This window comes from Streptomyces bambusae (genome assembly GCF_020532645.1).
Classification (GTDB): domain Bacteria; phylum Actinomycetota; class Actinomycetes; order Streptomycetales; family Streptomycetaceae; genus Streptomyces; species Streptomyces bambusae.
Genome location: NZ_JAJAUZ010000021.1, coordinates 17824 through 44027, shown reverse-complemented (window position 1 = coordinate 44027; position 26204 = coordinate 17824). Strand labels below are relative to the sequence as shown.

25 protein-coding genes are annotated in these 26204 nt (G+C 74.0%); 9 read left to right on the top strand and 16 right to left on the bottom strand.

The window, feature by feature from the left end; translation table 11 throughout:
• Positions 1-48 precede the first annotated feature (48 nt).
• The 7 genes from LG634_RS16845 to LG634_RS16815 form a co-directional block, all read right to left on the bottom strand.
• A complete protein-coding gene (locus LG634_RS16845; RefSeq protein WP_226734649.1) occupies positions 49-909 on the bottom strand; it encodes a glycosyltransferase family 2 protein in 861 nt (286 codons plus the stop codon).
• Positions 894-1892: a glycosyltransferase gene (locus LG634_RS38225; RefSeq protein WP_226734648.1), complete on the bottom strand. Its 999-nt coding sequence runs from the start codon at positions 1890-1892 to the stop codon at positions 894-896. Before LG634_RS38225 ends, LG634_RS16845 begins: the two co-directional genes overlap by 16 nt.
• Positions 1889-2962 carry a glycosyltransferase gene (locus LG634_RS16835; protein WP_226734647.1) on the bottom strand — a complete coding sequence of 358 codons (1074 nt, stop codon included), beginning with the start codon at positions 2960-2962 and terminating at the stop codon, positions 1889-1891. The genes LG634_RS38225 and LG634_RS16835 overlap by 4 nt, the downstream gene beginning before the upstream one ends.
• Positions 2959-4029, bottom strand: coding sequence for a glycosyltransferase family protein (locus LG634_RS16830; protein ID WP_226734646.1), 1071 nt, complete (start codon positions 4027-4029; stop codon positions 2959-2961). Before LG634_RS16830 ends, LG634_RS16835 begins: the two co-directional genes overlap by 4 nt.
• Before the next feature lie 91 nt (positions 4030-4120).
• Positions 4121-4321 carry a hypothetical protein gene (locus LG634_RS16825; RefSeq protein ID WP_226734645.1) on the bottom strand — a complete coding sequence of 67 codons (201 nt, stop codon included), beginning with the start codon at positions 4319-4321 and terminating at the stop codon, positions 4121-4123.
• 148 nt (positions 4322-4469) lie between these two features.
• On the bottom strand, positions 4470-4658 hold the full coding sequence (locus LG634_RS16820; RefSeq protein ID WP_226734644.1) for a DUF6381 family protein: 189 nt from the start codon (positions 4656-4658) through the stop codon (positions 4470-4472).
• A 2-nt stretch (positions 4659-4660) separates the two neighbouring features.
• Positions 4661-5026 (bottom strand): STAS domain-containing protein, encoded by a 366-nt coding sequence (locus LG634_RS16815; protein WP_226734643.1) that lies wholly within the window; start codon positions 5024-5026, stop codon positions 4661-4663.
• A gap of 127 nt (positions 5027-5153) precedes the next feature.
• On the opposite strand from LG634_RS16815, the gene LG634_RS16810 reads away from it, so the two are divergent.
• The gene (locus LG634_RS16810) at positions 5154-5798 is read left to right on the top strand and encodes a dihydrofolate reductase family protein (RefSeq protein ID WP_226734642.1); all 645 of its coding nucleotides are present in this window, start codon (positions 5154-5156) and stop codon (positions 5796-5798) included.
• A gap of 21 nt (positions 5799-5819) precedes the next feature.
• Here the strand turns inward: LG634_RS16810 and LG634_RS16805 are convergent, their stop codons facing one another.
• From LG634_RS16805 to LG634_RS16795, 3 genes are all read right to left on the bottom strand, one after another.
• Positions 5820-7256 (bottom strand): SMI1/KNR4 family protein, encoded by a 1437-nt coding sequence (locus LG634_RS16805; protein ID WP_226734641.1) that lies wholly within the window; start codon positions 7254-7256, stop codon positions 5820-5822.
• Between the two features lie 74 nt (positions 7257-7330).
• Complete coding sequence (locus tag LG634_RS16800; RefSeq protein ID WP_226734640.1) at positions 7331-7888, bottom strand: SMI1/KNR4 family protein; 558 nt, start codon at positions 7886-7888, stop codon at positions 7331-7333.
• Positions 7889-7944: 56 nt separating this feature from the next.
• A complete protein-coding gene (locus LG634_RS16795; RefSeq protein WP_226734639.1) occupies positions 7945-9219 on the bottom strand; it encodes a PucR family transcriptional regulator in 1275 nt (424 codons plus the stop codon).
• Positions 9220-9697: 478 nt separating this feature from the next.
• Between LG634_RS16795 and LG634_RS16790 the strand changes: the two genes are divergently transcribed.
• Together LG634_RS16790 and LG634_RS16785 are read left to right on the top strand one after the other, a co-directional pair.
• A complete protein-coding gene (locus LG634_RS16790) occupies positions 9698-11044 on the top strand; it encodes a lipase family protein (protein WP_226734638.1) in 1347 nt (448 codons plus the stop codon).
• 95 nt (positions 11045-11139) lie between these two features.
• Positions 11140-11415, top strand: coding sequence for a hypothetical protein (locus LG634_RS16785; protein WP_226734637.1), 276 nt, complete (start codon positions 11140-11142; stop codon positions 11413-11415).
• 44 nt (positions 11416-11459) lie between these two features.
• On the opposite strand, the gene LG634_RS16780 is transcribed toward LG634_RS16785, so the two are convergent.
• The 4 genes from LG634_RS16780 to LG634_RS16765 all read right to left on the bottom strand — a co-directional run bounded on the left by LG634_RS16780 (position 11460) and on the right by LG634_RS16765 (position 16501).
• Complete coding sequence (locus LG634_RS16780; RefSeq protein ID WP_226734636.1) at positions 11460-11963, bottom strand: NUDIX domain-containing protein; 504 nt, start codon at positions 11961-11963, stop codon at positions 11460-11462.
• Between the two features lie 53 nt (positions 11964-12016).
• On the bottom strand, positions 12017-13396 hold the full coding sequence (locus tag LG634_RS16775; RefSeq protein WP_226734635.1) for a phosphotransferase: 1380 nt from the start codon (positions 13394-13396) through the stop codon (positions 12017-12019).
• A complete protein-coding gene (locus LG634_RS16770; RefSeq protein ID WP_226734634.1) occupies positions 13393-15405 on the bottom strand; it encodes an ATP-binding cassette domain-containing protein in 2013 nt (670 codons plus the stop codon). The genes LG634_RS16775 and LG634_RS16770 overlap by 4 nt, the downstream gene beginning before the upstream one ends.
• Positions 15406-15727: 322 nt before the next feature.
• Positions 15728-16501, bottom strand: a complete 774-nt coding sequence (locus tag LG634_RS16765) for an aminotransferase class IV family protein (protein ID WP_226734633.1) — start codon at positions 16499-16501, stop codon at positions 15728-15730.
• Positions 16502-16706: 205 nt separating this feature from the next.
• Between LG634_RS16765 and LG634_RS16760 the strand changes: the two genes are divergently transcribed.
• On the top strand, positions 16707-18215 hold the full coding sequence (locus tag LG634_RS16760) for an NB-ARC domain-containing protein (protein WP_226734632.1): 1509 nt from the start codon (positions 16707-16709) through the stop codon (positions 18213-18215).
• A 196-nt stretch (positions 18216-18411) separates the two neighbouring features.
• Positions 18412-20958, top strand: a complete 2547-nt coding sequence (locus LG634_RS16755) for a tetratricopeptide repeat protein (RefSeq protein ID WP_226734631.1) — start codon at positions 18412-18414, stop codon at positions 20956-20958.
• Between the two features lie 18 nt (positions 20959-20976).
• On the opposite strand, the gene LG634_RS16750 is transcribed toward LG634_RS16755, so the two are convergent.
• Entirely contained in the window at positions 20977-21501 is a 525-nt protein-coding gene (locus LG634_RS16750; RefSeq protein WP_226734630.1) for a GNAT family N-acetyltransferase, read from the bottom strand.
• 83 nt (positions 21502-21584) lie between these two features.
• A complete protein-coding gene (locus LG634_RS16745) occupies positions 21585-21899 on the bottom strand; it encodes a hypothetical protein (RefSeq protein WP_226734629.1) in 315 nt (104 codons plus the stop codon).
• Between the two features lie 89 nt (positions 21900-21988).
• Here LG634_RS16745 and LG634_RS16740 point away from each other — a divergent pair, with 89 nt between their 5' ends.
• From LG634_RS16740 to LG634_RS16725, 4 genes are all read left to right on the top strand, one after another.
• The gene (locus LG634_RS16740; RefSeq protein WP_226734628.1) at positions 21989-22930 is read left to right on the top strand and encodes an RNA-binding protein; all 942 of its coding nucleotides are present in this window, start codon (positions 21989-21991) and stop codon (positions 22928-22930) included.
• A 194-nt stretch (positions 22931-23124) separates the two neighbouring features.
• The gene (locus LG634_RS16735) at positions 23125-23592 is read left to right on the top strand and encodes a hypothetical protein (protein WP_226734627.1); all 468 of its coding nucleotides are present in this window, start codon (positions 23125-23127) and stop codon (positions 23590-23592) included.
• Positions 23593-23686: 94 nt separating this feature from the next.
• Entirely contained in the window at positions 23687-24679 is a 993-nt protein-coding gene (locus LG634_RS16730; RefSeq protein WP_226734626.1) for a YdcF family protein, read from the top strand.
• Between the two features lie 142 nt (positions 24680-24821).
• Positions 24822-26123 carry a phosphatase PAP2 family protein gene (locus tag LG634_RS16725; protein ID WP_226734719.1) on the top strand — a complete coding sequence of 434 codons (1302 nt, stop codon included), beginning with the start codon at positions 24822-24824 and terminating at the stop codon, positions 26121-26123.
• Positions 26124-26204: the final 81 nt, after the last annotated feature.

Sequence of the window (26204 nt, the reverse complement as noted above, 5' to 3'; positions counted from 1 at the left end):
CTCTCCCTCCGGTCGGACAGCGGCCCGGACCGGCCGCCTGGTGCTCGGTCACATGGCCACCCACTGCCCGGTGACCGGGTCGAGGCCGGCCAGCCCCAGGCGTTCGAACGCCTGCAGCCAGCCGCCCATCGGCCACGAGCCCCAACGGCTGTGGAACAGGGCCCCGTTGCGCAGGATGTCGTGCAGGTGCCGGACGGGCGGGTCTTCCACGGGATGGTGCTGGTGGTAGGCCGGGGCACCGCCCAGCCAGCGGATCCCGACGCCGGCGCGCCGGGCGAGGCGGGCGAAGTCGGTGTCCTCGCCGCCGTAGCCGCTGTACAGCTCGCAGAAGCCGCCGATCCGCCGCCAGGTGGCAGCGGTCACGGCGAAGGACAGCGACCAGAACAGGTCCGGGTCCGTTCCGGGCACCGACTCGCCGGGCGCCGGATCGGGCCGCGCCGGGTGCGGGGCGGCCGTAGCGGGCAGGTCCGCCAGGCGGTAGCCGGCCGGCGGCGGGGGCGGCAGATACGTGACCGTGCCGCACCACAGCGCCCCGTCGTGCGAGGCCTGCACGTACCGCTCGACGGCGGCCGTGCCGGGTACGCAGTCCACGTCGAGGAAGACGAGGACGTCGGCACCGGCGGCCAGGGCGCGGCGGGCGCCGGCGTTGCGCGCTGCCGCCAGGGGCAGACGGCCGGGCCGCGGCACCGGAACGGACACGGGGTCGGCGGGCGGGTCGCCCCGTGCGGCCAGCTGTCCGGCGGCGGCATCGGCCATGGTGACCACGACGTAGTGGTCGGGGCGCCGGGTGCCGCGGGCGAGACCGGCCTGCTGGAACGCGAGGTGCGCGTGCCGGCCCGACACCGGAGTGATCACGGCAACCCGCCGGGCGCCCGCGGCGGATGCGCCGGCGGCTACGCGTCGTCCCATGGCGCACCTGCCAGGCGGTCCAGGGCGAGGGCCGCGCGCCGGGCACCGTCTCCGGGCGCCCACCGAGCCCACCCGGCGCCGTCGAGGGCCGTGGCCTCCGCCAGCACGGCCGGCCACTCGTCCGGCTCCGGCCAGCGGGAGCGGACGACGGCCAGCCGCCCGATGCCGAGGGCGCGGGCGGTGCCGTGCTGTTCGTCGAACGGGCGCGGCTGGGGCAGGACGACGGCGGGGCGGCGGGCTGCGGCGCACTCGGCCACGGCGTTCTGGCCGGCGTGCGTGACGACCACGTGCGCGGCGCACAGGTGCGGCCACGGGTCGTCCGACCAGCGACCGGGACCGCCGAGGACGTCCCACTGCCAGTCGGGGGTGGCGGCGCGGGCCGCGGCCACCTCTTCGTCGGTGATCCGGTTGCCGCCGGCCCCCAGCATCAGCACGACGCGGCGCGGCCCCTCCCCGGGGGGCGGTGGGCACGGCAGCCGGTCGGCCCGCGAGAACGCGCCGGTGTGGACGGTCTTGCGGTACCAGTGCGCGGGCCACCCCGGCTCGGGGTAGGCGGCCGGCCAGGGTGCGAGGAGCCGCAGCGCGAGGTCGTAGCCGAGGCGGTGCGCCGGGTCGCGGCGCCGGCCACGCATGGCGGCCACCACCACCGGTATGCCGAACAGCCTTGCCAGGCATGTCACTTCGACCGACACGTCACTGACGAGGAGAGCCGGACGGGCCCTGCCGATCCAGTCGGCGATCGCCGCCATGCGGTCCCGGTAGCCGGGGTGCTGGAGAGGCGCCCAGTGCAGCCGACCCTGGGCGCGGACGTCCGCCATGGCACCCGGCCCGTTGTCCCACGGCAGCCGTACCCAAGGGCCGGGCCAGTCCGGCGGGGCGTCGAGGCTGGACAGGCCCGTGACGGGGGTGCGCATCTGCTCTGCGATGCAGAGGGCGCGGTGCAGGTGGCCGACGCCGTGGTGGTGGACGTAGTAGCCGATCACGACAGCAGCTCCCGGTAGAGGGACTCGTAGCGGTCGGTCATGGCGGTGACCGAGCAGAAGGCCTCGGCGCGGGCCCGGCAGGCGCCGCGGTCCAGCCGGAGCACTCCGTCGATCGCGGCGGCCATGGCGGCCACGTCGGGGTAGGGCACCAGCCGGCCGCAGTCCGGGGTGAGGATCTCCGCGAGGGCACCGCGGTCGAAGCCGCACACGGGCGTGCCGCAGGCCAGGGCCTCGGCGACCACCAGCCCGTACGGCTCGTCCCAGCAGGGGGTCACCAGGGCGGCCGAGGCCGATCCGACGAGGGCGGCGAGTTCATGGCCGCCGAGGTGGCCGGCGTAGCGGATCCGCCCGCCGAGGCGCGGCAGGATGCTGTCGCGGAAATAGGCGCGGTCACCGACCGGCCCGGCCAGCGTCAGCGGCAGCCCGGCTGCCCCGGCTGCGGCGATGGCCAGAGCCGGCCCCTTCTCGGGCACGATCCGCCCGAACCAGACGAGTGGCCCCCCGCCCGGCCCGGCGGGCCAGCGCAGCAGGTCGACCCCGTTGCGGACCACGTACGCGGACGGCACCAGGGGCCGCCAGACCCGTGCGGTGTGGTCGCTGACGGCGGTGAAGACGGCCGAACGCGTGGGGTCCGCCTGGATCGCCGACTCCAGCCAGGGCGTGGGCGGGGTGTGCAGGGTGGTCACGACGGGTGCCGGGACGGCCGGGGCCATGGCGATCGGCAGGTAGTGGAGGCTGTTGTTGTGCACCAGGTCGTACGGCAGCCGGCTGCGGCCGACCGACAGGTCGAGCATCAGACGCAGGTAGGCGTGGTGCTCGGCCAGTGCACTCGGCTCCGTCATGCTCAGGTCGGCGCGCGCCGCATCGCTGAACCGCGGCAGGTGCACGGGGAGTTCCTGCACGTCCAGGGCGGGATCGGAGCCGGGGGCCGCGAACAGCGCGATCCGGTGGCCGCGCCGCCGCAGCGCGGTGGCCAGGGCCCACGTGTGCGCCTCCAGACCACCGGCGAACGGCTCCCGGATCGGGAAGCGGGCGGACGCGATGAGGGCGATGCGCAGCGGCCGGCTCATGACAGGCACGCTTCGTAGAGCGCCCGGTGGGCGGCGGCCAGGTTCTGCCGCTCGGCCGCCCGTACGGGCGGGTGGGCGCGCCAGGCCGGCCGGTGCGCGTACGCCTGCCGGACGGCGGCGTGCAGGGAGGCCTCGTCGAGCAGGGCCTCGCCGGGGCCGGTGCCGTCGAGGTCCGCCCGGTGGCCGTGGCCGTAGGTGTGGCAGGGGCGCTGCTGGGCGTAGAAGCCGCAGTCGGGGGCCGCCACCGCCGTGCCGAGGTCGTGGCACGCTTCCAGCCAGCCCGAATGGGTGCCGAAGGTGTAGGGCAGCACGGACAGGTCCAGGGACTGGAGGTACGTCCACAGCGCGTCGTCGTCGAAGTAGTCGTGCACCCGCAGGTCGATCAGCCGCCGCCCGGCGAGCGCCCGCAGTCCGGCCACCACCTCGGGGGCGTAGGCGCCGGCGGCGGGGTCGTGGGTGTCGCGGTGGATGTCGACCTGCAGCACGGCGCCGGGCAGGTCGGGCACGACGCGGGTCAGGGCCGTCACCACCTGGAGGGGCGCCATGTTGGGCCGCAGGCTCTTGGCGTGCACGCCGACGACGAAGCCTGCCCGGTGCCCGCGGGGGCGCGACAGGGCGGGCTCGTCTACGACGTGGGGGTGGGGCAGCACATGGGCGGTGCGGCCCCACCGGGAGGAGATCTCCGCCGCCGCACCCGGGGTGAGGGTGATCAGGCAGTCGGCTGCGGGAATCAGGACGTCGAGGGCCGCGTCGTGGGCGCGGCGGTCGGGGTGGTGCGGGTTGCGGAGGTCGTGCACGGTCTGCACGAGCGGCTTGCCGTACCGACGCAACCGGCCCACCAGCGCGGCGAGTTGCTGCGGCGTCTGGGCGTCGAACCCGAAGTGCAGGTGGTAGACGTCGAAGGCGGTGTGGTGCGCGTCGATCCAGGCGGGGTCGAGCATCACCGGCGGCCACCACTGCTGCGAGGTGCTCGGAGCACCGTTGGGGCGCGGGTCCGGCAGCAGCCGTACCCCGTCGGAGCCGTCGGGCGCGTGGATGTGGCGTACGTAGACATGGCCCGCGGGCACGGAGGCGACCCTGATCTCGCGCGGTCGCTGCGGTGGTCCGGCCGCCGGGCGGCGCGTGGCGCGGCCGGGAACGATGGGCACGGCCGCCGCCTCAGTTGATGCTGCGGACGATGTGCGCCGGGTCCGGGCCGTCCGGCTCGTCGGCCGGGGCCGTGCCGGGCGGTTCCGGACCGGTCGCCGAAGGCGTGGCGCCGCGTCCGGGGACGCGGTTGCGCTGCGGCGTGTCCGGTCCGGCCTGCGCTGTGGCGGGCCCTCCGTCCGCCGGGATGCTCCGGGCCGCCTGTGTGTTCACTGCACTGCTTCCTGTCGGCAAGGGCGGTTCGTTTCCGCGCTGCGCCCTTCGTTCGTGCTGCTCTATGCGTACCTCGCCGATGCCGCGCTGCCCGGCGGGTGAGTGGATCCGACGCCGTCCGGCGACTGGCGACTGGCGACGATCCTGCCTACATCGGGTCCATCGTCGCGCTCTCCGGGCCGTCCATCCGGTCGACCTGTTCGCGGATGCGGACCGCCGTCTCGGTCAGCCGCTGCCGCTCCGCCGCGTCGCCGGTGCGCTGGGCCTCCAGTTCCAGCTGCTCGGCCCGGGCCCGCAGCCTGGCGGCCTGCTCGCTCTCCGGCCTGTCCTCGTTCATGATCAGTTCTCCGGTCGGGGGCGGTCCGGCACCGCCGCACGCAGCGGGAAGAGGCCGTCCGCGCCGGTGAGCTCCAGTACCCGCACCATCTGGTGGCTCGGGGCCGCCAGCACGAGGTCGTGCCCGACGTTGCGGGCCCGCTCTCTGGCCGCCAGCAGGACGCTGAGGCCGGCAGAGTCGCAGAACGACGAGTTCCGCAGGTCGACCACGATCTCCGCACCGCTGGGTGCCCGCCCGAGGGCGTTGCGCAGCGACTCGGCCAGCTGCGCTGCGTGATCGAAGTCCATGTCACCGGTCACCCGGAGCACGTAGGGCCGGGGGCCCGGGCCTTCGGTCGCCGGATGCTCGTACTCCTTGCCGCTGGACATGGCCACCTCCTGGTACGAGGCTCCTGCCCCGCGTACGGTGCCCTATGCCGGTTTCACCCGTTTCGGACGTCCCGCCCGTTCCGGACGTCCGGGTCGGGCGGCGGTGCCGACGGCAGAGGAGGAACACGTGGTGCAACTGCTCAGGGTGCAGAACTTCAACGTGTCGAGCGATGGCATCGCAGCCGGTGAGGACCAGAGTCTGGAGAGACCGTTCGGGCACGTCGATCCCGGGATGCTGTTCGCGTGGGCCGGGGCCACGGCCAGCTGGCCCATGCGGACCGCCCCGGGTGGCAGCCGGGGCCTGGACGACTACCTCACGCGCGACTTCGCGCACAACATCGGCGCCGAGATCATGGGCCGCAACAAGTTCGGCCCCCTGCGCGGGCCCTGGCAGGACGAGGAGTGGCGCGGCTGGTGGGGTGACGAACCGCCCTTCCACACTCCGGTGTTCGTCCTGACCCACCACCCCCGCCCGTCGTTCACGCTCTCCGACACCACCTTCCACTTCGTCGACGCCGACGCCGCCACCGTGCTCGCGCAGGCCCGCGAGGCGGCGCAGGGCAAGGACGTGCGCCTCGGCGGCGGTGTCACCACCATCCGCGAGTTCCTCGACGCGGACCTTGTCGACACCCTGCACGTGGCCGTCTCCCCGGTGGAACTCGGCTCGGGGCTGCGGCTCTGGAACTCCCCCGAAGACCTCCTCGACCGCTTCCACCGGGACGTCGTACCGAGCCCGAGCGGGGTGACGCACCACTTGTTCTGGCGCAAGTGAGGCGCAGTCCTGCTCCCGGATCTACGCCTGCGGCCCCAGGTCGCCGTCCAGGGTCGTCCGTATGATCTGCGGCCGTCCCCAGAGGGCGAGGAGGTCGTTGGCCACCGAGACGATGGTCAGGGTGTCCTCGCTGCCGTACGTCGTGATCGCGGCGGCCAGCAGGGTGCGGGGGACCGCGTCCGCGGCGAGGAGGGTGCGCCAGTCGTCCGGGCTGAGGCTGAGGAACTCCAGGTGGGGGAGGGCGGATATCTCCAGCGGGTCGGCGAGGGTGTCGGCGTAGGCGGTCAGGGTGCGCAGGCGGGGCAGGCCGGCGAGCGGCGCGAGGCTGAACGGTGCCTCGTCCCAGACGCCTAGGGACAGCGCCTCCAGGCCGGGATGGGCGGCCTCCTCGATGCTCCTGGTGCTCGCCCGGTTGACCCAGGCCGTGCCGGACGGCCCGGTGCGCGGCGCCCGGCGCTCCTCGGCCGGCCGGCCGAGGACGAAGTCGGTGAGGGAATCGGCCAGCAGGGCGGCGCCGGTGCTCTCCTCGTGACCAATCATGATGACCTGCCCGAGGTGGCCGCCCGGCCCCGGCGTCAGGTCGACCGCCAGCCGGTCGCCGCCGCCGTTGTCGCCGAACACGATCCACCCGGGCGAGCCGACGAGCCCCTGCACGGCCGCGTCCGGCGGGGTGTCGACCGTCTGCATGGCCGCGTGCTCCCACCGGAAGTGACGGCTCGCGGCGTCCGCGATGTGCAGGTCGTCGACGGCGGAGAGTTCGCAGTTCACCGCCCTGCACAGGATCTCCGGGCCGTCGTGGTCGTCCTCCGCCCAGTCCGTCCAGCGGGCCCGGACCACCCGGTACAGCGCGCGGAGTTCGTCCGGCAGCGGTATCCCCAGGCGCGCTTCGACGGCCGCGATCTCCTCGTCCGTCGCACCGATGGCACCGGGCAGCCGCTCGCGGAGCGTGCGCTCCAGCAGCCCGGGATCGGCCGACGGAGCCGGCACCGCGGCGGGCGTGGGCTCGGGCAGCCGGCGCCACGGCTCGGGCACGGCATCCTCGACCAGGAGGAGCGCCCCCGGATGCGGGTTGCCGAGCCCGGGTTCCACCGCAGGGCTGGGTCCGAGCAGGCTCAGCGCAGTCTTGCCGGACGGTTCGACGACCGCCGTGAACGATATGTCCTCGACCTTCGCGACGGACATCGCGCTCTGCACCCGCTCCACGGCGTCGAGTTCCTCGCGTATGTCGTCCGTCAGCATCGCCCTGCCGGACGGCACCGGCCGCTTCAGCGCCAGGCTCCACCCGCTCCGCCCGATCCGCCCCGCAACCCGCATCGGCTTCCCGGCCGTCCGGTCGCTGCGGGAGGCGAGCAGCAGCCGCAGCACGGGCTCCCAGGTCGCGAAGTCGTGGATCGACGGCGTGGAGGGCGTGGACGACGGGGACGACGGGGACGGAACGGACGACGTGTGGTTCTTCATGATCCGACGGTACGCTGCCCCGCCGACAACGGCCGGGTTGTCCACAGCCCCGCCGGAAAGCGCCTGCCGGTCCGTCACCACCCCAGCCACGCCGCGTACCACGTCCGGAAGTCCGGGCTCGCCGGTACGAACCCGCCCCAGTCCGGGTCGAGTCGCCAGACCTGCCCCGCGTACGGGCCCGTCACGACGAGCCGGACGTACATCCCGCAGCCCTCCTCGGAGAGCATCAGGGTGCCTGGGGTGAGGCCGTCGGTCGGTGCGCCGATGGGGCCGGGACGGGGTTCCGTGAGGGGGAACGGGGTGGCGAGCCGGCCGGGGAGCCGGTCCTCCGCCCACTCGCCGTCCGCGGCCCAGTCGCCCTCCTCGGCGCCGGGCCGGGGGCGGGTCAGCGGCATCAGACCGTACGCGGGCCCGGCCGGGCCGTCGCCGATCTCCGTGACGAACGAGCGGTAGTCCGCCGGCAGCACGACCCCGTGCGCCTCCTCGAACGCCCTGATCTCCGCCTCCGGCAGCGGCGGCGCCAGCTCGTACCGGTGCGTGGCGGCGCCGAAGCGCCTCAGCTCCGGATCCTCCTCGGCCAGCTCCCGCAGCCGCGCGCGTACGTCGGCGGCGGCACCCGTCCAGTTCTCCATGCAGGGACCGTACCGGGCGGGCCCCGAACGGAGCGGCGGCCCCCCCCGGCCCCCGCTCAGCCTCCCTCCGCCCGCCCCTGCCGTACCGCGTCCCGTGCGGCCAGGGCCGCCCGCAGGGTCAGGACGTCGGCGCCGCGGGACGCGTCGAGTCCGGTGAACTCCGTGGCCTTGCGCAGCCGGTAGTCCACCGTGTTGGGGTGGACCTGGAGGCGGGCGGCGGCCCGCCGCCGGTCGAGGCTGCACGCGAGGAACACGCGCAGGGTGTCGATGAGTTCCGGGCGTGTGTCCAGCGGGCCGAGCAGCGCGGCCAGGCCCTCGCGGGCCGGGCTGGGACGGCTCAGCTGGTATTCGAGCAGTACGTCGTCCAGCAGGTACGCGCCGGGTCCGCGGCCCGATGCCGCCGCCACCGCCCGTACCTCGGCGGCCAGCCGGGCGGCCTCCGCCACCCCCTCCGGTGCGGCGACCGCGGCCGCGGCCAGCACCTCGGCGCCGCAGGTCCGGCCCAGTTCCTCGACCAGCCGCGCCAGCCGGTCCCGGCCGGCCGGACCGAACTCCGCGGGCGGAGTCTCGTACGGGAGGAGGACCAGCCCGCCGTCGCCGGACAGCACGGACAGCGGGACGCCGACGGTCCGCCGCTGGAGCTCGTTGCGCAGCCGGCGGAGCTTGCGGCGGGCGGCGATGCCGTGGTCCACGCCGGGCACCAGCTCGTCCGGGTGCGGTCCGACGGCCAGGCTCAGCACCAGGTAGCAGGGCGGCAGCCGGATGCCGGCGCGGTCCGCCGCGGCCTGCGGACTGCCCCCCTCCAGCAGCCGGGACAGCAGCGACTGGAGCGCCACCTGCTCGTCGCTCAGCGCCGTCTGCCGCTCCTGGACGTAGCCGGCCGCGACCTCGCAGCTCACCATCCGCAGGTACGCGAGGAGTTGGCGCTGCACGAGCAGGACGTCGCCCAGGTCGGCCGGCTCGGCCGCCGGGAAGACCTGGGCGGCGCACTCCTCCGCGCCGAGGTGGTAGGCGCTGACCACGGCCTCCAGCGGCACGCCCTCGTCGGCGCGCCGGGCCGACGATTCGCGGATCGCGGCCTGTTCGGCCCGCCCGGGCAGCTCGCCCGTGCGCAGCACCTCGGCGAAGCTGCGGATGCCGCGGACCACCTGCTTGGCGATGTCGCCGCCGAGATGCTCGGACGGGAGTGTTCCGTATACCGGGAGGCGCTCGACGAGCCGGGCCATCACGGCCCGTTCCAGCGCCCCGACGGCCGCCTGGAGCCGCTTGTGGACCGGGACGCCGCCGAAGTGCGGCACCGCGTCGGGCGTCGCGGCGTTGGATGCGGTCACAATCCACCTCGCAAATCTCTGTTCCCCGGCCCGGCGACGTGGGCGCCCGACGCGTCCATGATGTTTCCGGGAGTTCTCCTACTGGTTGGTAACACGACCGGCTGGTGGATGACCAGAAATGTGACGGACCCGGTCACATTGCTCACCAGACCTTTGCGTGTCCGTACCAGCCGTTGTCCGTTCCAGCCGTTGCACGTACCGGCCGCTGTCCGCACGACCCGGTCCCCGCACCAGCTGCCGTCCGTCCCCGTCCCCGTCCCCGTCCCCGCCGCCGTCCCCGCTCCGACCGCTCTGCCTCCACATCCGCTCCCCGTCTCGTACCTGCTCGGCCTCCCGATCCCCATCCCCACCCCGTACGCACCCCTCGCTCCTGCCCCGGAGGGCGCCGTACCGGAGGCCGTTCCCCCCGGCCTGTCGTGCCGCCGCTGCGTGGGACCGCACGCCGCGCGGCAGCCCCCCACCACGAATCGAGGAATCCATGTCCAAGGCAGCCGTTCGCCTGCTCGCCCTCGCCGTCGCCACCGCCGCCGTCATGACCGGCGCACCCCTGGCCACCGCCGCCGAGTCCGCACCGGCCGCGGCGCCGGCCGCGGCCGCGAGCGACCCGTTCTACTCGTACGACGGCAGCGAGCCGCTGTCCGCGTTCGCGCCGGGCACCGTGCTGAAGACGCGGACGCTGCAGTACCACCTCATCGGCATCCCGACGCCCGTCAAGGCCGTCCAGCTCCTCTACCGCACCACCGACGCCCAGGGCCGGCCCGCCGCCAACGTGACCACCGTGGTGCGCAGCCTGACCGGCGACGGCACCAAGGCGGTGTCCTACCAGTCGTTCTACGACTCCCTCAGCCCGGAGGACGGCCCGTCCCGCGCCATCGCCGGTGACGTCACCCTCGGCGGGCTCATCCCCAACGCCGAGTCCCTCCTCCTGGTGCCGCTGCTCGCCAAGGGCTACGACGTCGTCATCCCCGACACCGAGGGCCAGCAGGCGAACTTCGCCGCCGGCCCCGAGTACGGCACCAACACCCTGGACTCGATCCGCGCTGCCACCCGCTCCCCGGAGACCCGTCTGAACTCCGGAACCTCCTTCGGCCTCATCGGCTACTCCGGCGGCGCCATCGCCACCAACTGGGCGGCCGCCCTCGCCCCGAGCTACGCCCCGGACGTCAACCGCAAGCTCGTCGGCTACGCCGAGGGCGGCCTGCTCGTCAACCCCGCCCACAACCTCAAGTACGTCGACGGCTCGCTCGCCTGGTCCGGGGTCATCCCGATGGCCGTCATCGGCGTCTCCCGCTCGTACGGCATCAACCTCGGCGCCTACCTCAACGACTACGGCCAGAAGGTGTACAAGGAGCTGGAGCGCGGCTCGATCATCAACGCGCTGGGCCGGTACCCGGGCCTGACCTGGAAGAAGATGGCCAAGGCGGAGTACGCCAACCCCAACTCGATCCCGGCGTTCGTCGAGGCCATGAACAAGCTCAACCTCGGCTCGGCCGCCACCCCGACCGTGCCCGGCTTCATCGCCCAGGGCGACGCGGGCGTCCTGGAGGGCACGTTCAGCAACCACCGGGGCATCGGCACGGGGGACGGCGTCATGGTCTCCGGCGACGTCCGCACCCTGGCCCGCCAGTACTGCGCCACCGGTTACGCCCCGGTCAAGTACACCCAGCACGAACTCCTCAGCCACACCACCGCCGCCGTGGCCTGGGCCCCGGTCGCCCTCGGCTGGCTCAACGACCGCTTCGCCGCCAAGCCGGCCCCCTCCGACTGCGGCCGCATCCCCGCGGGCAACTCCCTGGCCCCGGAAGAGCCGGCTCCGCTGTCCTGACGTACGCACAACCCCGTGGGGCGGACCGGTTCCGCCCCACGGGGCTGCATAGGATCCGGTGGTCGCGGCAGCGGGCCGCCGGGAGGGGGCGCACGGTGGAGGAGAACGAGGCGAGAAGGCTCGCGGAGGAGTTCGGGCGGGGTCTGACCGACAAGTGGGACGAGTGGGGCTTCGTCCTCGGACGGTTGGCCCTCCCGGCCGGCAGCCGGGGATTCGCCTTCACGTGGTACCCCACCGCCCGGGACGAGCAGGGCCGGGAGAGGCGAATCGGTGGGAACGTCCCCATCTTCGTCGACCCGGCCACCGGCACCTGCCGCCATCTGACACCGCGGGAACGGCTCACACGGCCCGGGCGGCTCCGGGCGTGCTGAGGCCCGTTACCGTCCGGCCCGTTGCCGTCCGGCGTGGTGCTGCTCTAGACCTCCCAGTCCCACGTGTCGAAGTAGGCCGGAACGCCGGTGTGGCGGGCGGTCATCACGGCGCGGAGGCGGGCGTGGTCCCGGTCCGGCATCAGGGGCTGCCAGTCGGGGACGGACAGGGCGCGTACGCGGTCGTGTTCGTCGGGGTCCAGCTCGATCGCGGCGAGCTGCCGGGCGGAGAGGCGGCCGCCGTCGAACACGAAGCCGACGGTGGCCAGTGGCCAGTCCTTCCCCGGCAGTCCGAACACGCTGGCCAGGAGCCTCGGCGGACCCGGCACGTGGAGGCCGGTCTCCTCGCGGCACTCGCGTACGGCGGTCTCCCAGGGGCGCTCGCCCGGTTCGGCAACGCCGCCCGGCCACTGCCAGGGGTGGACGCGGGAGTAGGTGGCGCGCAGCTGGACGGGCCGGTCGTCCTCGTCGGTGAAGAACACCGCCCCGAACACCGAGGCCTTCGGCAGGGTCGCGGCGAACTCCTCCGGGGGGAGCCACTTCCTGCTCATGGGGCGTCTCCTCCGGCGGCGGCGGGGTGGGGTGCGGGCATGGTGTTTCCCTTCTACGGGCGCCGTGCGGCGTGCAGCCGGCGCAGGGTTCGGCGGCCGCGCTCGGTCACTTCGGGATCGTCGTGGCTCGTGCCGTACGCGATGCCGGAGACGGCGTCGAACGCGGCCTCGCAGTCCAGGCGGACCTCCTCGACGGGCGCGAGCGGTCTGCCGTAGCCCTCGAAGAACGCGGCGCGCAGCTCCGGACGGCCGGTCCACGTGTCGCTCAGCCGTGCCAGGTCCCGGGTCACCGTCCCGTACTCGGACCGCTCGAAGTCGATCAGCTGCGGCCGGCCGTCGTCGGCGAGCAGGACGTTGCGGTACTGGAGGTCGCCGTGCGTGGGCACGAGCACGGGCTCCGGCAGGTCCGCGTAGCAGCCGGCCAGGGCGCGGACCAGGTCCTCGTCGCCGTCGGCCAGGTACGGCCGGGCCCTCTCCAGGTGCCGCCCCACCTTGTCCGCGGCCGTCGCGGAACCGGTCGGCCGCTGCTCGGGCGCGCTGCGGTGGAGGGCGCGTACGAGACCGCCCAGGCCGTGCTGGACGCGGGCTTCCTCGGCGGCGCTCAGCACCGCGCCGTGCAGCGCACGTCCGGCCAGTGCGCTGACGACGACGGCCCGCGCCGCGGTGTCGGCCGCGACGAGCCGGGGCGCGCGGGACCCGAGCGCCGGCACCCAGGAGCGGTACGCGGCCACTTCGCGGTCGTGGAACTTCGCCCCGCGGTGCCGCTTCAGGTACCAGGTGCCGCCGTCGGCCCCGGTGAGCCGCCACACCCGGCTGCCGGTGCGCACCCAGGACACCTCCGTCGCCCGCGCGATCCGGCCGACCGCCTGCTCGGCGAACTCCACCAGCCCGTGAGGGAGTTCCGCCCCGCCGTTGGCCGGCGGCCCGGACAGCAGCCGGGTGCGGTCGGGCGCGCCCGGGACGTACTCGACCGCGTCCCCCGGCCGCTGGAAGTGGACGGCGGCCGGCAGCCCGGCGCGGTAGGCGTCCAGACCGGCCCGGCAGTACGCCACCATCGGCCCGGGCAGGGCGTCCAGCGGGTACCAGCCCATCCCGTCGCAGCGGTCCGGCTCCATGATCCGGGGCCGGCCCGACCACCGGCGCACCTCGAAGAAGACGCCGAACCGCGAGCGGCCCCCGGTGGGCGGGTGGTGGTGGACGGTGACGGCGGCGGTCACGTCCGCCGCCTCGATCAGCACCCCGGTCTCCTCGCGCGCCTCCCGGACCACGGCCACGGCCATGTCCTCGCCGGCCTCCAGATGCCCGGACGGAAGATGCCACATCCCCGTCGCGTACACCGCCCCGGCCCGCCGCGACAGCAACACCTCCGGCCCGCCGGCGCCGTTGCGCCGCAGCACGAGGTGCACGTCGACGGGGACCGTGTGCCGGGTCATGCGGGGTCCTCGGCGCGTGCGGTGTCGTGGTCGCCGGCCTGCTGGGCCGGGATCGCGGCGTCGAAGGCGGCCGCCTGGACCAGGTAGGCCTCGCGGAAGTCGCCGGTGCCGGTCGCCGTGTCCATCAGCTCCTCGAAGTTCCCCGACTCGGCGACCCGGCCGTCCTTGAGGACGTGGATGAGGTCGGCGTGGCGTACGGAGTGCAGGCGGTGGGTGATGAGGACGATCGTCTGGCCGCTGGTGGCGGCCAGGGCCCTGATCCGGTCGAAGACCCGCTGCTCGGCGACCGCGTCCAGGGCGCTGGTGGGCTCGTCCACGATCAGGATCTCGGCCTGCCGGTACTTGGCCCGCGCGATCCCGATGCGCTGCCACTGGCCGCCGGAGATCTGGTGGCCGCCGCGGTAGCCGCGGGCCAGCAGGGTGCCGAGACCGCGCGGCAGCTCCGCGAGGACCCGGTCGGCTCCGGAGAATCCGGCGGCGTCCCCGACCGCCCGGTCGTCGATGGGCCGGCCGGGCCGGCCGATGCCGACGTTCACCCGGAAGGTGAAAGGCCAGTGGTAGAAGTCCTGCGACATCAGCGCGACCCGGCCGAAGACCTGGTCGCGGTCGGCGGTGCGGGCGTCCACGTCGTCCCACCAGATCGTGCCGCTGCCGTCGTCGGGCAGGTACAGGCCGGCGAGCAGCTTGACCAGGGTGGACTTCCCGGCGCCGTTCTCACCCACCAGTGCGATGATCTTGCCCGTGGGGAACGACAGGCTGACCTCGCGCAGGGTCGGCTCCGGCGTCGTGCCGCTGCTGCCGGGGTAGGTGAAGGTGACCTTCTCGAAGCGGACCTCCGCGAGCCGCTCGGGCAGCGGCCGCCCGCCGGTGGGGATGGCGCGCGCCTCGGCCTCCCGGCACAGCCGCTCGAAGTCGGCGACGAACAGGGACTCCTGGTGCAGTTCGGTGATCTGCAGCACGAGCGTGTCCAGGCTGGCGGCGCCGCTCCGGATGGCGAGGACGGCCGTACCCGCGACGGCGAGGTCCATGGCGCCGCCCCACAGGAGCAGCCCGAGCGCGCCGTACGTGAGGAGGGTGGCGAGGCCGCCGGCGCCGTCCGCGACGAGCCCGATGCGTGCGGCCCGGCGGGCCAGCCGGGTCTGTTCGCGTTCGCTGGTCTCGGCCATGGTCCGGAAGTGGCCCAGCAGGAACGGGCCGACGCCGTGGACCCGTACCTCAGCCGCCGCCTCCTTCTGGGTGAGCAGCTGCCCCAGCAGGTGCCCGGCCCGGGCGTGCTGCACGAAGGCGTGGAAGGAGATGTACCGCTGGCGGGAGATCATCAGCGAACTCCACGCGCTCGGCAGGGTCATCAGGGCGAGCAGCGGCAGCAGGGCCGGGTGCAGGACGGTCAGCACACCGCCCGCGGCGGTCAACGACACCGCGGCGTTGAGGGTGTTGGTGCAGTAGGGGATCATGCGCCGGGCGGAGTCCGCGCCGTACCGGGCCGCGTCGAGGAGCCGGTGGAACTCGTCGTCCTCGATCGCAGCCAGCTCCGTACGGTGGACCAGCCCCAGGTACTGCTCGGTCGCCACCCGCTGCACCTTCGGCTCCAGGGCACCGGTGGCCGCCGTCGACGCCGAGCGCAGCAGGGACCCCGCGAACGCGGTGACGGCCACGACCACGAGGGCGGGCACGGCCTGGACGAGGCGCTCGTTGGTGCTGCCGCCCGCGAGGAGGTGGCCGAGCACGCTGTTGACGGCGACCAGGCCGATCGCCTGGGCGATGCCGCGTCCGGCCTCGGACGCCAGGACCACGCGCAGGGCCCGGGCGTCGGCCAGGTGCGCCAGCCGTACGCCGGTCCCCACCAGCCGCGGCAGCTCCCGGCCCATCGCCCACAGCCCGAGCTTCAGCCAGGCGCCCTCGTGCCGCTCCCAGCCGATGTCGTAGGCGAGCTCCCCGCCGAACAGCAGCCGCTCGGACTCCGACACCCCCGCGTCACCGGCCGGGCGCCCCGGCCCCTTGCTGGTCATACGCCCCTCCGAACTCGGACCTGTTCGAATAAGGCGGCTGCTACGGCCTGATCCATCAATTCCTCCGGACGGGCGCACGACTGGTACTGGTGCTCCAAGAACGCCTCCCGATCGGCCGGGTAACGCCCGAATCGAGACCGATTGGCGAACAGAAGTTCCATCCCGCCCCGCTGGGCTTGTCACACCGGCCCGACAGGCATCCAAACTCGCTCGAACAGGTCACGGTCCCCCCGACGCAGGCTTGCGGATCCCGGCCACCCGGATCCCGGCCACCCGGATCCCGGCCACCCGGGTGCCGGCGCCGACCTCCGCACCGGAGCAGTCAGAGCACCTCGCCCGCGATCTCCCCGTACGCCGTCTGCAAGGTCTCGACGACCGGGTGCGAGGACGGGAAGGCGGCGGTGTCGATCGTGGTGATCGGGCGGACGCCCACCGCGGCGTTCGTGGCGAAGGCGGCCTGCATGTCAGGGAGGGCGGAGAGGGGGACGGGCCGGGAGGCGTGGGGGAGCGCGGACCGGAGGAGGGCCATCGTCACGCCGGGGAGGCAGGGGGAGTCCGGCCAGATGATGCGGGTGCCGTCGTAGAAGCCGATGTTCCAGGTGGCGCCCTCCGAGACCGCCCGGTCCGGGTCGGTGAACAGGGCGTCGTCGTAGCCGTGCAGCTGGGCCTGGCGGCGGTGGTGCAGGCCGCCGAAGAGGCCGACGCTCTTCACGGCCGGTACGTCCCGCACGTACGGCACCGACCGCACGCGCAGCGGGGGCACGGGCAGCGCACCGGCCGGCCGGGACGTGACCAGCACCTGCGGGTCCTGCGCCGCGGCCGGGTGACCGAGGTCGAGGTGCGGGTCGTAGACCGTGATGCGGATCGTGGTCGAACCAGCCACGGGGACGGCCCGCCGGGCCAGTTCGCGCACCCGCCCGGTGTCCAGGTCCACCCCGAACAGCGTCCGGCAGTCCCGCCGGAGCCGGTCCATGTGCAGGGACAGCCCGCGGACCCGGCCGTCGTCCACACGCATGGTCGTGAAGTGCCCGTAGTTGGTCAGCGCCAGACTCTGCAGCTGCGCCGTGCCGACCGGTTCCCCATTGAGCTCTGCCATGCCGGCCAGCATGCCATCCCGTACGAAATTCCCGGTTCCGGCGGCGGGCCGGCCGTGCGCCCTCTAGGTTCGGACACGATCGGCCGCGTTCGGGGCAGGCAACCCGGCCGCCTGCGCGGCGTACCGGAACCGCGGTGACCAGAAGGGGTGGCGTGGCCAGTCGGACAGCACGGTCACGCACCGCGCCGCCGGCCCGCGCAGCCCGGTGAGCACGCTCGGCGACGCGTTCCGGCGTCAGACCAAGCAGGACGGCGCGACCGCCCTCCCCGGAAACCGGGCCGTCTCCGCCGGCGCAGCCGGACTCACCACCACCGGCGACAACAACAAGACCACGCTCAACGGGGACAACGTCACCGGCGACCAGTACAAAGGTGACCAGTACAAGATCGACGCAGTCCACATCCACCCGCCGGCGCCGGCCGACCAGCCGTCCGTCGTCTGGCCCCTGCGCCTCGGCGCGATCCCGTTGCCCGCCTCCGCGTTCCAGCCCCGCCCCCGGTTACGCGCCGCCATCGACGCGGCGCCTCCCGACGCCGCCGCACCCGCCACCCGTACCCACGTCCTGTCGGGCGGCGCCGGAGTAGGCAAGTCCCAGCTGGCCGCCGTCTACGCCAACGAAGCCGTCGCCGACGCCGTCGACCTGGTGCTGTGGGTACCGGCCGCCGAAGCCGGCCAGGTCATCGCCTCGTACGCGCAGGCAGCCCGCCTCGTCGGCGCCGCCGGTACGACGGGGACCGACCCGGAGGCGGACGCCGAGGCCTTCCTGGGCTGGACGGCGACCACCGACCGCAGCTGGCTGGTCGTCCTCGACAACGTCGGCGACCCCGAGGCCATGGCCCCCTGGTGGCCGACGGGCTCAGGCGGACGGGTCCTGGCGACCAGCCGCAGCCAGGACGCCCGGTTCTCCGGCGGCGGGCGGGTCCGCGTCACCGTCGAGCTGTACGCGTCGGACGAATGCATCGCGTTCCTCGAGACCCGGCTCGCCGGCGAGGCCAGTGCCCACCTCCTCGAAGGCCGGGCGGCCGAACTCGCCGAACTGCTCGGCCGGTTGCCCCTCGCCCTGGGGCACGCCGCCACCTACATGATCAATGAGGACCTCGGAGCCGAGGAGTACCTCGGCCTGCTCCGTACCGGGACCCTGGACCGGGCCCTGCCCAGCGACGCGGACAGCGAGGGGTACGGGCGCGGGGTCGCCGCCGCCCTGCTGCTGTCGACGGCCGCGGCGAACGCCGCCGGCCCCGCCGGTCTCGCCGACCCCGTCCTGCGCATCGTCGCGCTGCTGGACGCGGCCGGCCATCCCCTCGCGCTCTGGCGGACGCCCGTCCTGCTGGAGTTCCTCGGGAGGCACCGGCATACCGGCCGGGAGGCCGGCGCCGCCACCGCGGTCATTCCGGTTACCTCGATCACCCCCGTCACCCCCGTCACCCCCGACGAAGCCCGCAGTGCCCTCCGCATCCTGCACCGCTACAACCTGATCACCTTCGACAGCCGCTCCACGCACCGCGAGATCCGCATCCACGCCCTGACCGCCCGCGCCACCCGCGAGGCCACCCCCGCCGGCCTCCTCGCCGAACTGAGCGCCGTGGCCGCGGCCGCCCTCACCGCCCTCGCCCCGGCCGACGACCGCCCCGACGCCGAGCCGGACCAGAACCTCACGGCCGTGCTCCGCGCCAACACCGACACCCTGCGGCAGCACGTCCCGCCCGCCCCGTGACACCCCTGCCGCCCCCGGGACGCCATCACCGCGTTCGGCGTACGGCCGATCCGATCGCGCGCTAGGTTCGGACAGCCGGGTGTCACATACCAACCGCGGGGCGCCAGAGACGAGGAGCGGCACATTGGGATCGGCCGGGGGACGCATCGACGGGCCGAGTGGCGGCGGCAGCGACGGGCCGCGCTTCGGTGGTGACGTGCACGCATCGTCGCGTGTGTGGCAGACGGCGAACACCGGGTCGGTCACCGGCCACAACACGTCCATCATGGCCGTGGGGATCCACGACACCCACCCCGCCCCCGTCGAATGGCCACTGCGCGTCGGCAACGTGCCCCTGCTGGCCGCCGCGTACCAGGGATCGAGCCGACGGGCCGTACGCCCCGCACCCGGGGTCGTCCAGGTGCTCTCCGGAGCGGGCGGCATGGGGAAGACCCAACTCGCCGCCGCCTACGCCCAGGAGGCACTGGCCGCGCGCACCGACCTCGTCGTCTGGGTCCAGGCCACCGAGGTCCGGCAGGTCATCGCGACCTACGCCGAGGCCGCCCGCCGGGTCCGGGCGCCCGGAGCGGACCGGACGGGCGCCGGCGCCGAGGCCGATGCGCGGGCCTTCCTCGACTGGGCGGCGACGACCTCGCGGAGCTGGCTCGTCGTCCTCGACGACGTCGTCGACCCCGCGGCGCTCGATTCCTGGTGGCCGTCCGGCCCGCACGGGCAGGTCCTCGCCACGACCCGGCGGCACGACGCCCGGCTCACCGCCGGCGGCCGCACCCTCGTGGACGTGGGGCTGTTCACTCCGTCCGAGGCCGTCGGCTTCCTGGAGAGCCGGCTGACGGGGGCGGGCAGCGGTCATCTCCTCGAAGACCGGGCGGCCGAACTCGCCGACGCACTGGGGTACTTGCCGCTGGCCCTCGGGCACGCCGCCGCGTACATGATCAACGAAGACCTGCCGGCCGGCGAGTACCTGCACCGGCTCGCCGACCGCTACGTGACCATCGACCGGCTCCTCCCCCCGGCGGCGGACGCCGAGGGCTACGGCCGGCCCGTGGCCGGCGCGCTGCTGCTGTCCCTCCGCGCCGCCGACGCCGCCACGGCCGGCCTCGCCCGCCCGATCCTGCAGGTCGTGGCCCTCCTGGACGCCTCGGGCCAGCCGGCCGACCTCTGGCGGACGGCACCGCTGCTGGAGCACCTCGCGCGCCTGCGCAGCGACGGCGGTCCCGGCCCCGTCACCCCAATGGACGCCCGCTCCGCACTGCGCGTGCTGCACCGCTTCAACCTCCTCACGTACGACGCCCGTACGCCCCACCGCGAGGTGCGCATCCACCTGCTCGTCGCGCGTGCCGTGCGGGAGTCCACGCCCGCCCCGCTCACCGAACGGCTCGTCGACGTCACCGCCGACGCCCTCATGGAGCTGTGGCCGGATTTCGACCAACCGCAGAGCGCCCTCGCGGCGGTCCTGCGCGCCGCCACCGACGCCCTCCACGCGCATGCGGGACACCTCCTGTGGCACGGGCGCGGGCACGGCCGCCGGCTGCTGTTCCGTGCCGGTACGAGCCTGCTCGACGGCGGTCTGGGCGCCGAGGCCCTGGCCGCGTGGCGGGAACTGGCCGAGCGTGCCGCCCGCGAACTCGGCCCGGACCACCCCGACACCGTGACGGCCCGCGCGAACCTCGCCGCCTGCCTCGACACCATGGGCCGCCACGACCAGGCCCTCGACCTCCACGAGCAGGTGCTGTCCGAAAGTGAACGGCTCCTCGGCCCCGACCACCCCGACACCCTCCGGGCCCGCAGCAACCTCGCCAACACCTACAGCCACCTGGGCCGCCACCACGAGGCCCGCGCCCTCACGGAACGCGTCCTGGAAGACCGGCTCCGCCTCCTCGGCCCCGGCCACCCCGACGTCCTGCTCACCCATACCAGCCTCGCCGTCACCCTCCGCGAACTCGGGCACCACGAACAGGCGGTGGCCCTGCAGGAGCAGGCCGTCGCATCCGGGGAACAGGTGCTCGGCGCGGACCACCCCCAGGTCGTCGCCGCCCGCGCCGATCTCGCCCACACCTATGCCGACCTCGGCCGGAACGAGGAGGGGCGCGCGCTGGCGGAGGGCGTCGTCGCAGACCGGGAGCGGATCCTCGGCCCCGAGCACCCGGACACCCTCCGCGCCCGGGCGGACCTCGCGGTGGTGTACGCCCTACTGGGCCGGTACGAGGAGGCCGTCGAACTGGACGAGCAGGTGCTCGCGGACCGCGAACGCCTCCTCGGCCGGGACCACCCCGCCACGTTGGGCGCCCGGTCGAACCTGGCCGCCACGTACGCCATCCTGGGCCGGTACGAGCAGGCACTGGCCCTGGGTCAGGCGGTGGTTGCGGACCGGGAACGCGTGCTCGGCCCGGACCACCCGCACACGCTGATCTCCTACGCCAACCTGGGTTCCACCTTGGGGGACATGGGGCGGTACCAAGAGGCGGTGGAGCTCCGCGAGCGGGTCCTGGTCGGCCGGGAGCGGCTCCTCGGCCCGGACCATCCCGACACCCGCCGCGCCCGCGTCGCACTCGTCACCGCCTACCGGCGCGTCGGCCGGTTCCGCGAAGCGCGCGCGCTCGGCGAGGACGTACTGCGGGCATGGGAGCGGGACCTGGGCCCGGACGACCCGGACACCGTGCGGGCCCGCGCCGAACTCGCCGCCGTGTACGAGGCCCTGGGGCGGACTGCGGAGGCGCGGCGCCTGCGCGATCAGCACCGGTGAAGCGGGGCCGGGCTCCGGTCAGAGCATGCGCCGGTAGCCGCGCTCGGTGAGGGTGAGATCGTCGTACACGTCGTCCTGGGTCGTGCCGTCGGGTGCGTAGCCGGCCCGTTCGTAGAAGCGGCGGGCCGGGCGGTTGTCGTCGAGGACCCACAGGGCCGACGCGTCGAAGCCCGCGTCCTTCATCCGGGCGTGCGCCTCGGTCAGGAGCCGGTGGCCGATGCCCTCGCCGATCCGCTCCGGCGCGACGTACAGGGCGTACACCTCGCCCGTCCGTCCGGCACCGGGCATCTCACCGATCTCACCGCGCCACGGCCCGAAGCAGATCCACCCCACCGGACCGCCGTCGTCGACCGCCACCAGATCGCGCGCCGTCCGCCCGGGCCGTGCGAAGAACTCCCGCCGCCCGGCCGCGTCCTCCTCGACGGTCATGGCATCCAGATACGTCTGCGGAACGATCCCCGCATACGCGGCCTGCCACCCCCGCACCCGAATCCCCGACACGGCCTCGACGTCCGCCGCACCCATCTCCCGCACATGCACCATGGCGCCACCGTAATGCTCCGCACGCCGGCCCCGAACAGGTTTACGGAGCCCACGGCCGTGGGCCGAGCGCTGCCCGGAACACCTCAGTCGATGATCGGCCCGGCAGCCGACCAGCGCTGACGGCTGGGCCTCTGGTGCCCGGAATCCAGCCGGGCGCCGCTCTCGTCGACGACCGCGTAGTCGCCGACGATCTTGTACGGGTCGCCGTCCTGGTACAGCCAGACGGTGAGGCACCCCTTCGAGACGTAGGTGTCGAACCAGACGTCGACGCCCTCTGCCTCGGAACGCACGGTGAACGCTTCCCCCGGCTTCATCCAGTAGTCCTCGCAGTACGGCTCGATGAAGAGACAGAGCTCCGTGTCGCCCTGGTTCTGTATCGGCGTGCTGTTGCGACCCACTGGTTCCCCCGGATCGGTACCTCTAGGCTTCTCGACACCCTAACCACCGGCGCTGCCGCGCCACCCCCTCCGCCCGTCCCGGGAGCACCGTGCCGCCGGTCTTCGTCCACCGCATCACCAAGTACGACCCCGCCGACCGCGACGAACGGGGTCGCTACACCGGCACCGAGGACACGGTCAGCGACCACGGGCCGGTCGAGGCGGCGTACCTGGCGGCCGTCGGGTCCTTCGCGGCGGCCGCGGGCATCGACCGGCTGGAGATCCGCGAGCCCGCGGTGGCCGCCTTCGTCCACTTCGGCGCCGGGCCCGCGGCCGACGGACACGGCCTCGCCGGGCTCTTCCCACCCGACCTCACCGGCTACCACGACGGCGCCGAGGTCTCCCTGCCGGTCGCGCTGGAGCTGGTCAGAGTCATGCTGCGGGACCAGGGTGCATGGTGCCGGCTGGAAGCGGAGGACACCTTCACCGTGCACGTCGGATGGGACCAGTACGTGTACGTGGGCACCGCGCGGCCCTTCCCGGAGGCCGTGGCCCGGACCCGGGAACTCGGCCTCTTCGCCGAACCACTGCCCGCCTCGCCCTACGCAGCGGAACCGGAACCGGCGGAGCCCGCCGACGACGCGTTCTGGGCACGCCTGCGCACCGACCTGGCCACCCGGCGGACTGCCCTCCTGGAGGAGGGCCACGTCCACAACGCGGCACGCTGGCACCGCCTGACCCCGGACGGCCTCGACGCGGTCCGCGCCCTTCTCACCCCGCGCGCCCGGCTGACGGTCTGGCCCGACCTCAGCCCGGACGTCGCCGCCGTGCTCGCCGGGCTGCCCGCGGACGGCACCGTCGAGCTCGTGTGGGAGACACCGGACGGGACGATCCGCAGCGCGATCGTCGACGACACCGAGTACCGCGGACTCGCCGCCGCCCTCACCGACGCCCGCGCGGCCCGCGCCCTCCCCTTCCACGACGACGACCGCCACCCCTTGCACGCGGCCACCCTCCCCGACGAGGACGGCACCCTGCGCGCCCGCTGGTGACCGGCGCCGGGTGTCCGTTCGCTCCCGGGTCGTACGTACGCAGAGGCTGCTGTCCCCTAAGCCCCACGTAGGGGACCCGTCCCACGGGTCGTCCTCAGGTCGGAGTTCAGGTTCCGTCCGTCGGTGCATGTCCGGTGGGGGGTGCCGCTTCCAGAATGGAGGTGCCCCCCGCTCCGCCCCCGAAGGCAGTCACCATGGCCCATCGCGCCCGCACCCTCGTCCTCACGCTCGTCGGCACCGTCGTCGTCCTGGCCGTGTCCGTACCCGTGGCCGTCACGGTCGCGCGGAGCTGGCTCGACGGCCGGCACGACATGGCGGACACGTTCGAGACGGGCCGGGAGGCCAAGGAGGAGCGGAAGACGATGCCCCGCTGGCTGCCGGACAACGCCACGGACGTCACCTGGAACTGGAAGACCACCGGCGACGAGCGCCTGCTGAAGGCGCAGCTCCCGACCGCCGCGCTGCCCGCGGGCTGCCGCACGGAGCGGCCGGCCGTCACCCCGGACGTCCCGAAGGTCAAGTCGGACTGGTTCCCCGAGGACGCGGCGCGCCGGGCGACCGCCCGCTGCGAGGGCGGGTACCACGCCTACCTCGACGGCAGGACGCTCACCGCCTGGCTGACCGCCGACGACGCGCTCAGGAACCTCAAGAACAAGCAGTAGCTGCCCGCCGCACGGATACCCCCCGTCCCCATCGGCCGCGGTCCCGCACCCACCACGGGCGGGCCCCGCCGAGACCCGACCGAACGGCGAACCGGTGCTCTACGTCCTGTCCTGCGCCCTGTTCCTCCTCTTCCTGCTGAGCGTCCGCCAGGACCGGCGGCTCTTCCGCAACGCCGTCCTCTTCGGCCTCACCCTCATCACCTTCCTCCTGGCCCTCGTCGTCACCCTGGCGCGCATCTCCGGCCCCCTGGCCGAGTGGGTCCTGGCCCTGGCCCTGCTGACCCCGATCGCGGGGACCTTCGTACTCAGCGCCTTCCTGATCGCCAACGGCGTGACCATGGTCCGCAAGGAGGGGCGCCGCATCGGCAACCTGCTGTCCTTGCTGGCCGGGCTGGCGATCGCCGGGACGGCCGTGCTCCTCGCCTTCCTGCTGGGCGGATCGAGCACGGGCGGCTACCGGGCGGGCGTCGCGATCCTGCTGGTCGGCGGCTACGTCTCCTTCATCTTCCAGTGCTTCCTCGGCTACGCCTTCCTCTACGGCCGGATCGCCGTGCGCGGGAACGTCGACTACGTCGTCATGCTCGGCTCCGGCCTCATCGGCGGCCACCGGGTGCCGCCGCTGCTGGCCTCCCGCCTCGACCGGGGGCTGCGCATCTACGAGGCGCAGATCGCCCGCGGCGGGCCCGCCCCGCTGCTCCTCACCTCCGGCGGGCAGGGGCCGGACGAACTGCTGCCCGAAGGCCGGGCGATGGCCGACTGGCTGATCGAACGGGGCGTGCCCGCCGAGCACGTCCGGGTGGAGGACCGTTCCCGGACCACCGCCGAGAACCTCGCCTTCAGCCGGGCGATCATGGCCGATGCGGACCCCGGCTACCGTTGCGTGGTCGTCACGAACAACTTCCACGCCTTCCGCGCGGCGATGACAGCCCGCCGGGCCGGCGTCAACGGACAGGTGCTGGGGTCACCGACCGCCCGCTACTTCTGGCCGTCGGCCACCATCCGGGAGTTCGTCGCCGTCTTCTGGGAGCACCGCGCGGTGAACCTCGCGGTCTGCGCGCTGCTCGCGGCCGCCGGGGTCTTCGCCTGACGGGTAGCATGCTGCGACCAACAACGATCGTCCTCAAATCAACAATCGAACCAATCGGCTGAGAACATTGATATCTACGCTGTCGAAAGTGCGTGCGGGAATAGCCGGCCTCGATCCCGCCGCGCTGCGTCGGCCGCGGGTCCTGCTGTGGGCCGCGGCGGGCGTGGTGACTCTCGCGTTCCTCGTCGGACTGGAGATCGCCGCGCGCCGGTACGGGCAGCACGGGCCGATCACCGACCAGGCCCGCGAGGTCGTCTTCGCCCCCAAGTCCGGCACGGTGCTGTACGCGGGCATGGCGCTGATGATGGTCGTCTTCACCTGGCGGCAGAGATTCATCGCCCTGGGCACCGCGATCGGCATCGACCTCGTCTTCTGGCTGGTCCGCTGGGCCGCCGGCGCCGAGATGATGTACGGCAACGGGGCGCTCATCGTCACCCTGGCCTGCGCGGTGATCGCGGTCACCCGCCGCACCGGCCGGGAGCGGAAGCTGCTGCTGACCGGCGTCGGCCTGGCCCTGCTGCTGGTCGCCGGCCGCAAGACCGGCTACACCTGGCTGCTGATCACGGCGAAGACCCGGCCGATGGTCCTCGACCAGTACGTGGCCACCGCCGACCACGCGCTCGGCAACCCGTCCTGGGTGGTCGGCCGGCTGGTCGCGAAGACCGGCGAGATCGGTCCGTGGATCCTGGAGTGGGTCTACATCCAGCTGGCCGTGGCGGCCGTGATCGTCGCGCTGTACCAGTTCCGGAACGTGGCCGCGGAGCGCCGCTTCCCCCGCCACCACCTGGTGCGCACGTTCCTGGTGATCGGCCTGCTGGGGCCGGCGTTCTACATGATCTACCCGGTGGTCGGGCCGATCTTCGCGTTCGGCGCCGACGGCGGCCGGTGGGCGGTGGCCGACCTGTGGCCGGCGACCGCGCCGGCGGTCGGCACCCCGGTCCCGATGCCGTTCGACGGGTTCACCCCGCGCAACTGCATGCCCAGCCTGCACACCGCGTGGGCCACCGCGATCTTCATCCACTCACGCAAGGGCCCGCTCGCGCTCCGGCTGCTCGGTGTGTTCTGGCTGCTCACCACGCTCGGCGCGACCCTCGGCTTCGGCTACCACTACGGTGCCGACCTGGTCGCGGGCGTCGTGTTCACCCTCACCATCGAGGCGGGCCTGCGCACCCTCGACCGCGGCCGTGACCGCCGGGGCCTCCTGCTCACCGGCTACGGCGCGGCGGTCTTCACCGCGCTCCTGCTCGCGTACCGCTTCCTGCCGGTCCGGATGGCCGACCTGCCGTGGCTGTTCGGCCCGCTGGTCCTGCTGTCGATGACCTCGGTGATCTACGCGTACGTACGCACCACGCGCGCGTGGGACCGCGAGGCGGAGTCGGGCTCGGGCCCGGCCGCGCCGAGGCTGCCGAAGCAGCGCCGCGAGACCCAGGCCGAGCTGGTCTGAGGCCGCCGCATCCCGATCAGGGGCCGTTCCGGAGAGATCCGGAACGGCCCCTGATGCGTTTCACGGGGCCGGGCGGCCCGG

Excerpts from the sequence above, each read along its gene's own strand:
- LG634_RS16770 (WP_226734634.1), bottom strand. The coding sequence starts at position 15,405 with ATGACCAGCAAGGGGCCGGGGCGCCCGGCCGGTGACGCGGGGGTGTCG.
- LG634_RS16750 (WP_226734630.1), bottom strand. The coding sequence starts at position 21,501 with ATGGTGCATGTGCGGGAGATGGGTGCGGCGGACGTCGAGGCCGTGTCG.
- LG634_RS16735 (WP_226734627.1), top strand. The coding sequence starts at position 23,125 with ATGGCCCATCGCGCCCGCACCCTCGTCCTCACGCTCGTCGGCACCGTC.
- LG634_RS16775 (WP_226734635.1), bottom strand. The coding sequence starts at position 13,396 with ATGACCCGGCACACGGTCCCCGTCGACGTGCACCTCGTGCTGCGGCGC.
- LG634_RS16780 (WP_226734636.1), bottom strand. The coding sequence starts at position 11,963 with ATGAGCAGGAAGTGGCTCCCCCCGGAGGAGTTCGCCGCGACCCTGCCG.
- LG634_RS16765 (WP_226734633.1), bottom strand. The coding sequence starts at position 16,501 with ATGGCAGAGCTCAATGGGGAACCGGTCGGCACGGCGCAGCTGCAGAGT.
- LG634_RS16835 (WP_226734647.1), bottom strand. The coding sequence starts at position 2,962 with ATGAGCCGGCCGCTGCGCATCGCCCTCATCGCGTCCGCCCGCTTCCCG.
- LG634_RS16815 (WP_226734643.1), bottom strand. The coding sequence starts at position 5,026 with ATGTCCAGCGGCAAGGAGTACGAGCATCCGGCGACCGAAGGCCCGGGC.
- LG634_RS16790 (WP_226734638.1), top strand. The coding sequence starts at position 9,698 with ATGTCCAAGGCAGCCGTTCGCCTGCTCGCCCTCGCCGTCGCCACCGCC.
- LG634_RS16820 (WP_226734644.1), bottom strand. The coding sequence starts at position 4,658 with ATGAACGAGGACAGGCCGGAGAGCGAGCAGGCCGCCAGGCTGCGGGCC.
- LG634_RS16845 (WP_226734649.1), bottom strand. The coding sequence starts at position 909 with ATGGGACGACGCGTAGCCGCCGGCGCATCCGCCGCGGGCGCCCGGCGG.
- LG634_RS16805 (WP_226734641.1), bottom strand. The coding sequence starts at position 7,256 with ATGAAGAACCACACGTCGTCCGTTCCGTCCCCGTCGTCCCCGTCGTCC.
- LG634_RS16800 (WP_226734640.1), bottom strand. The coding sequence starts at position 7,888 with ATGGAGAACTGGACGGGTGCCGCCGCCGACGTACGCGCGCGGCTGCGG.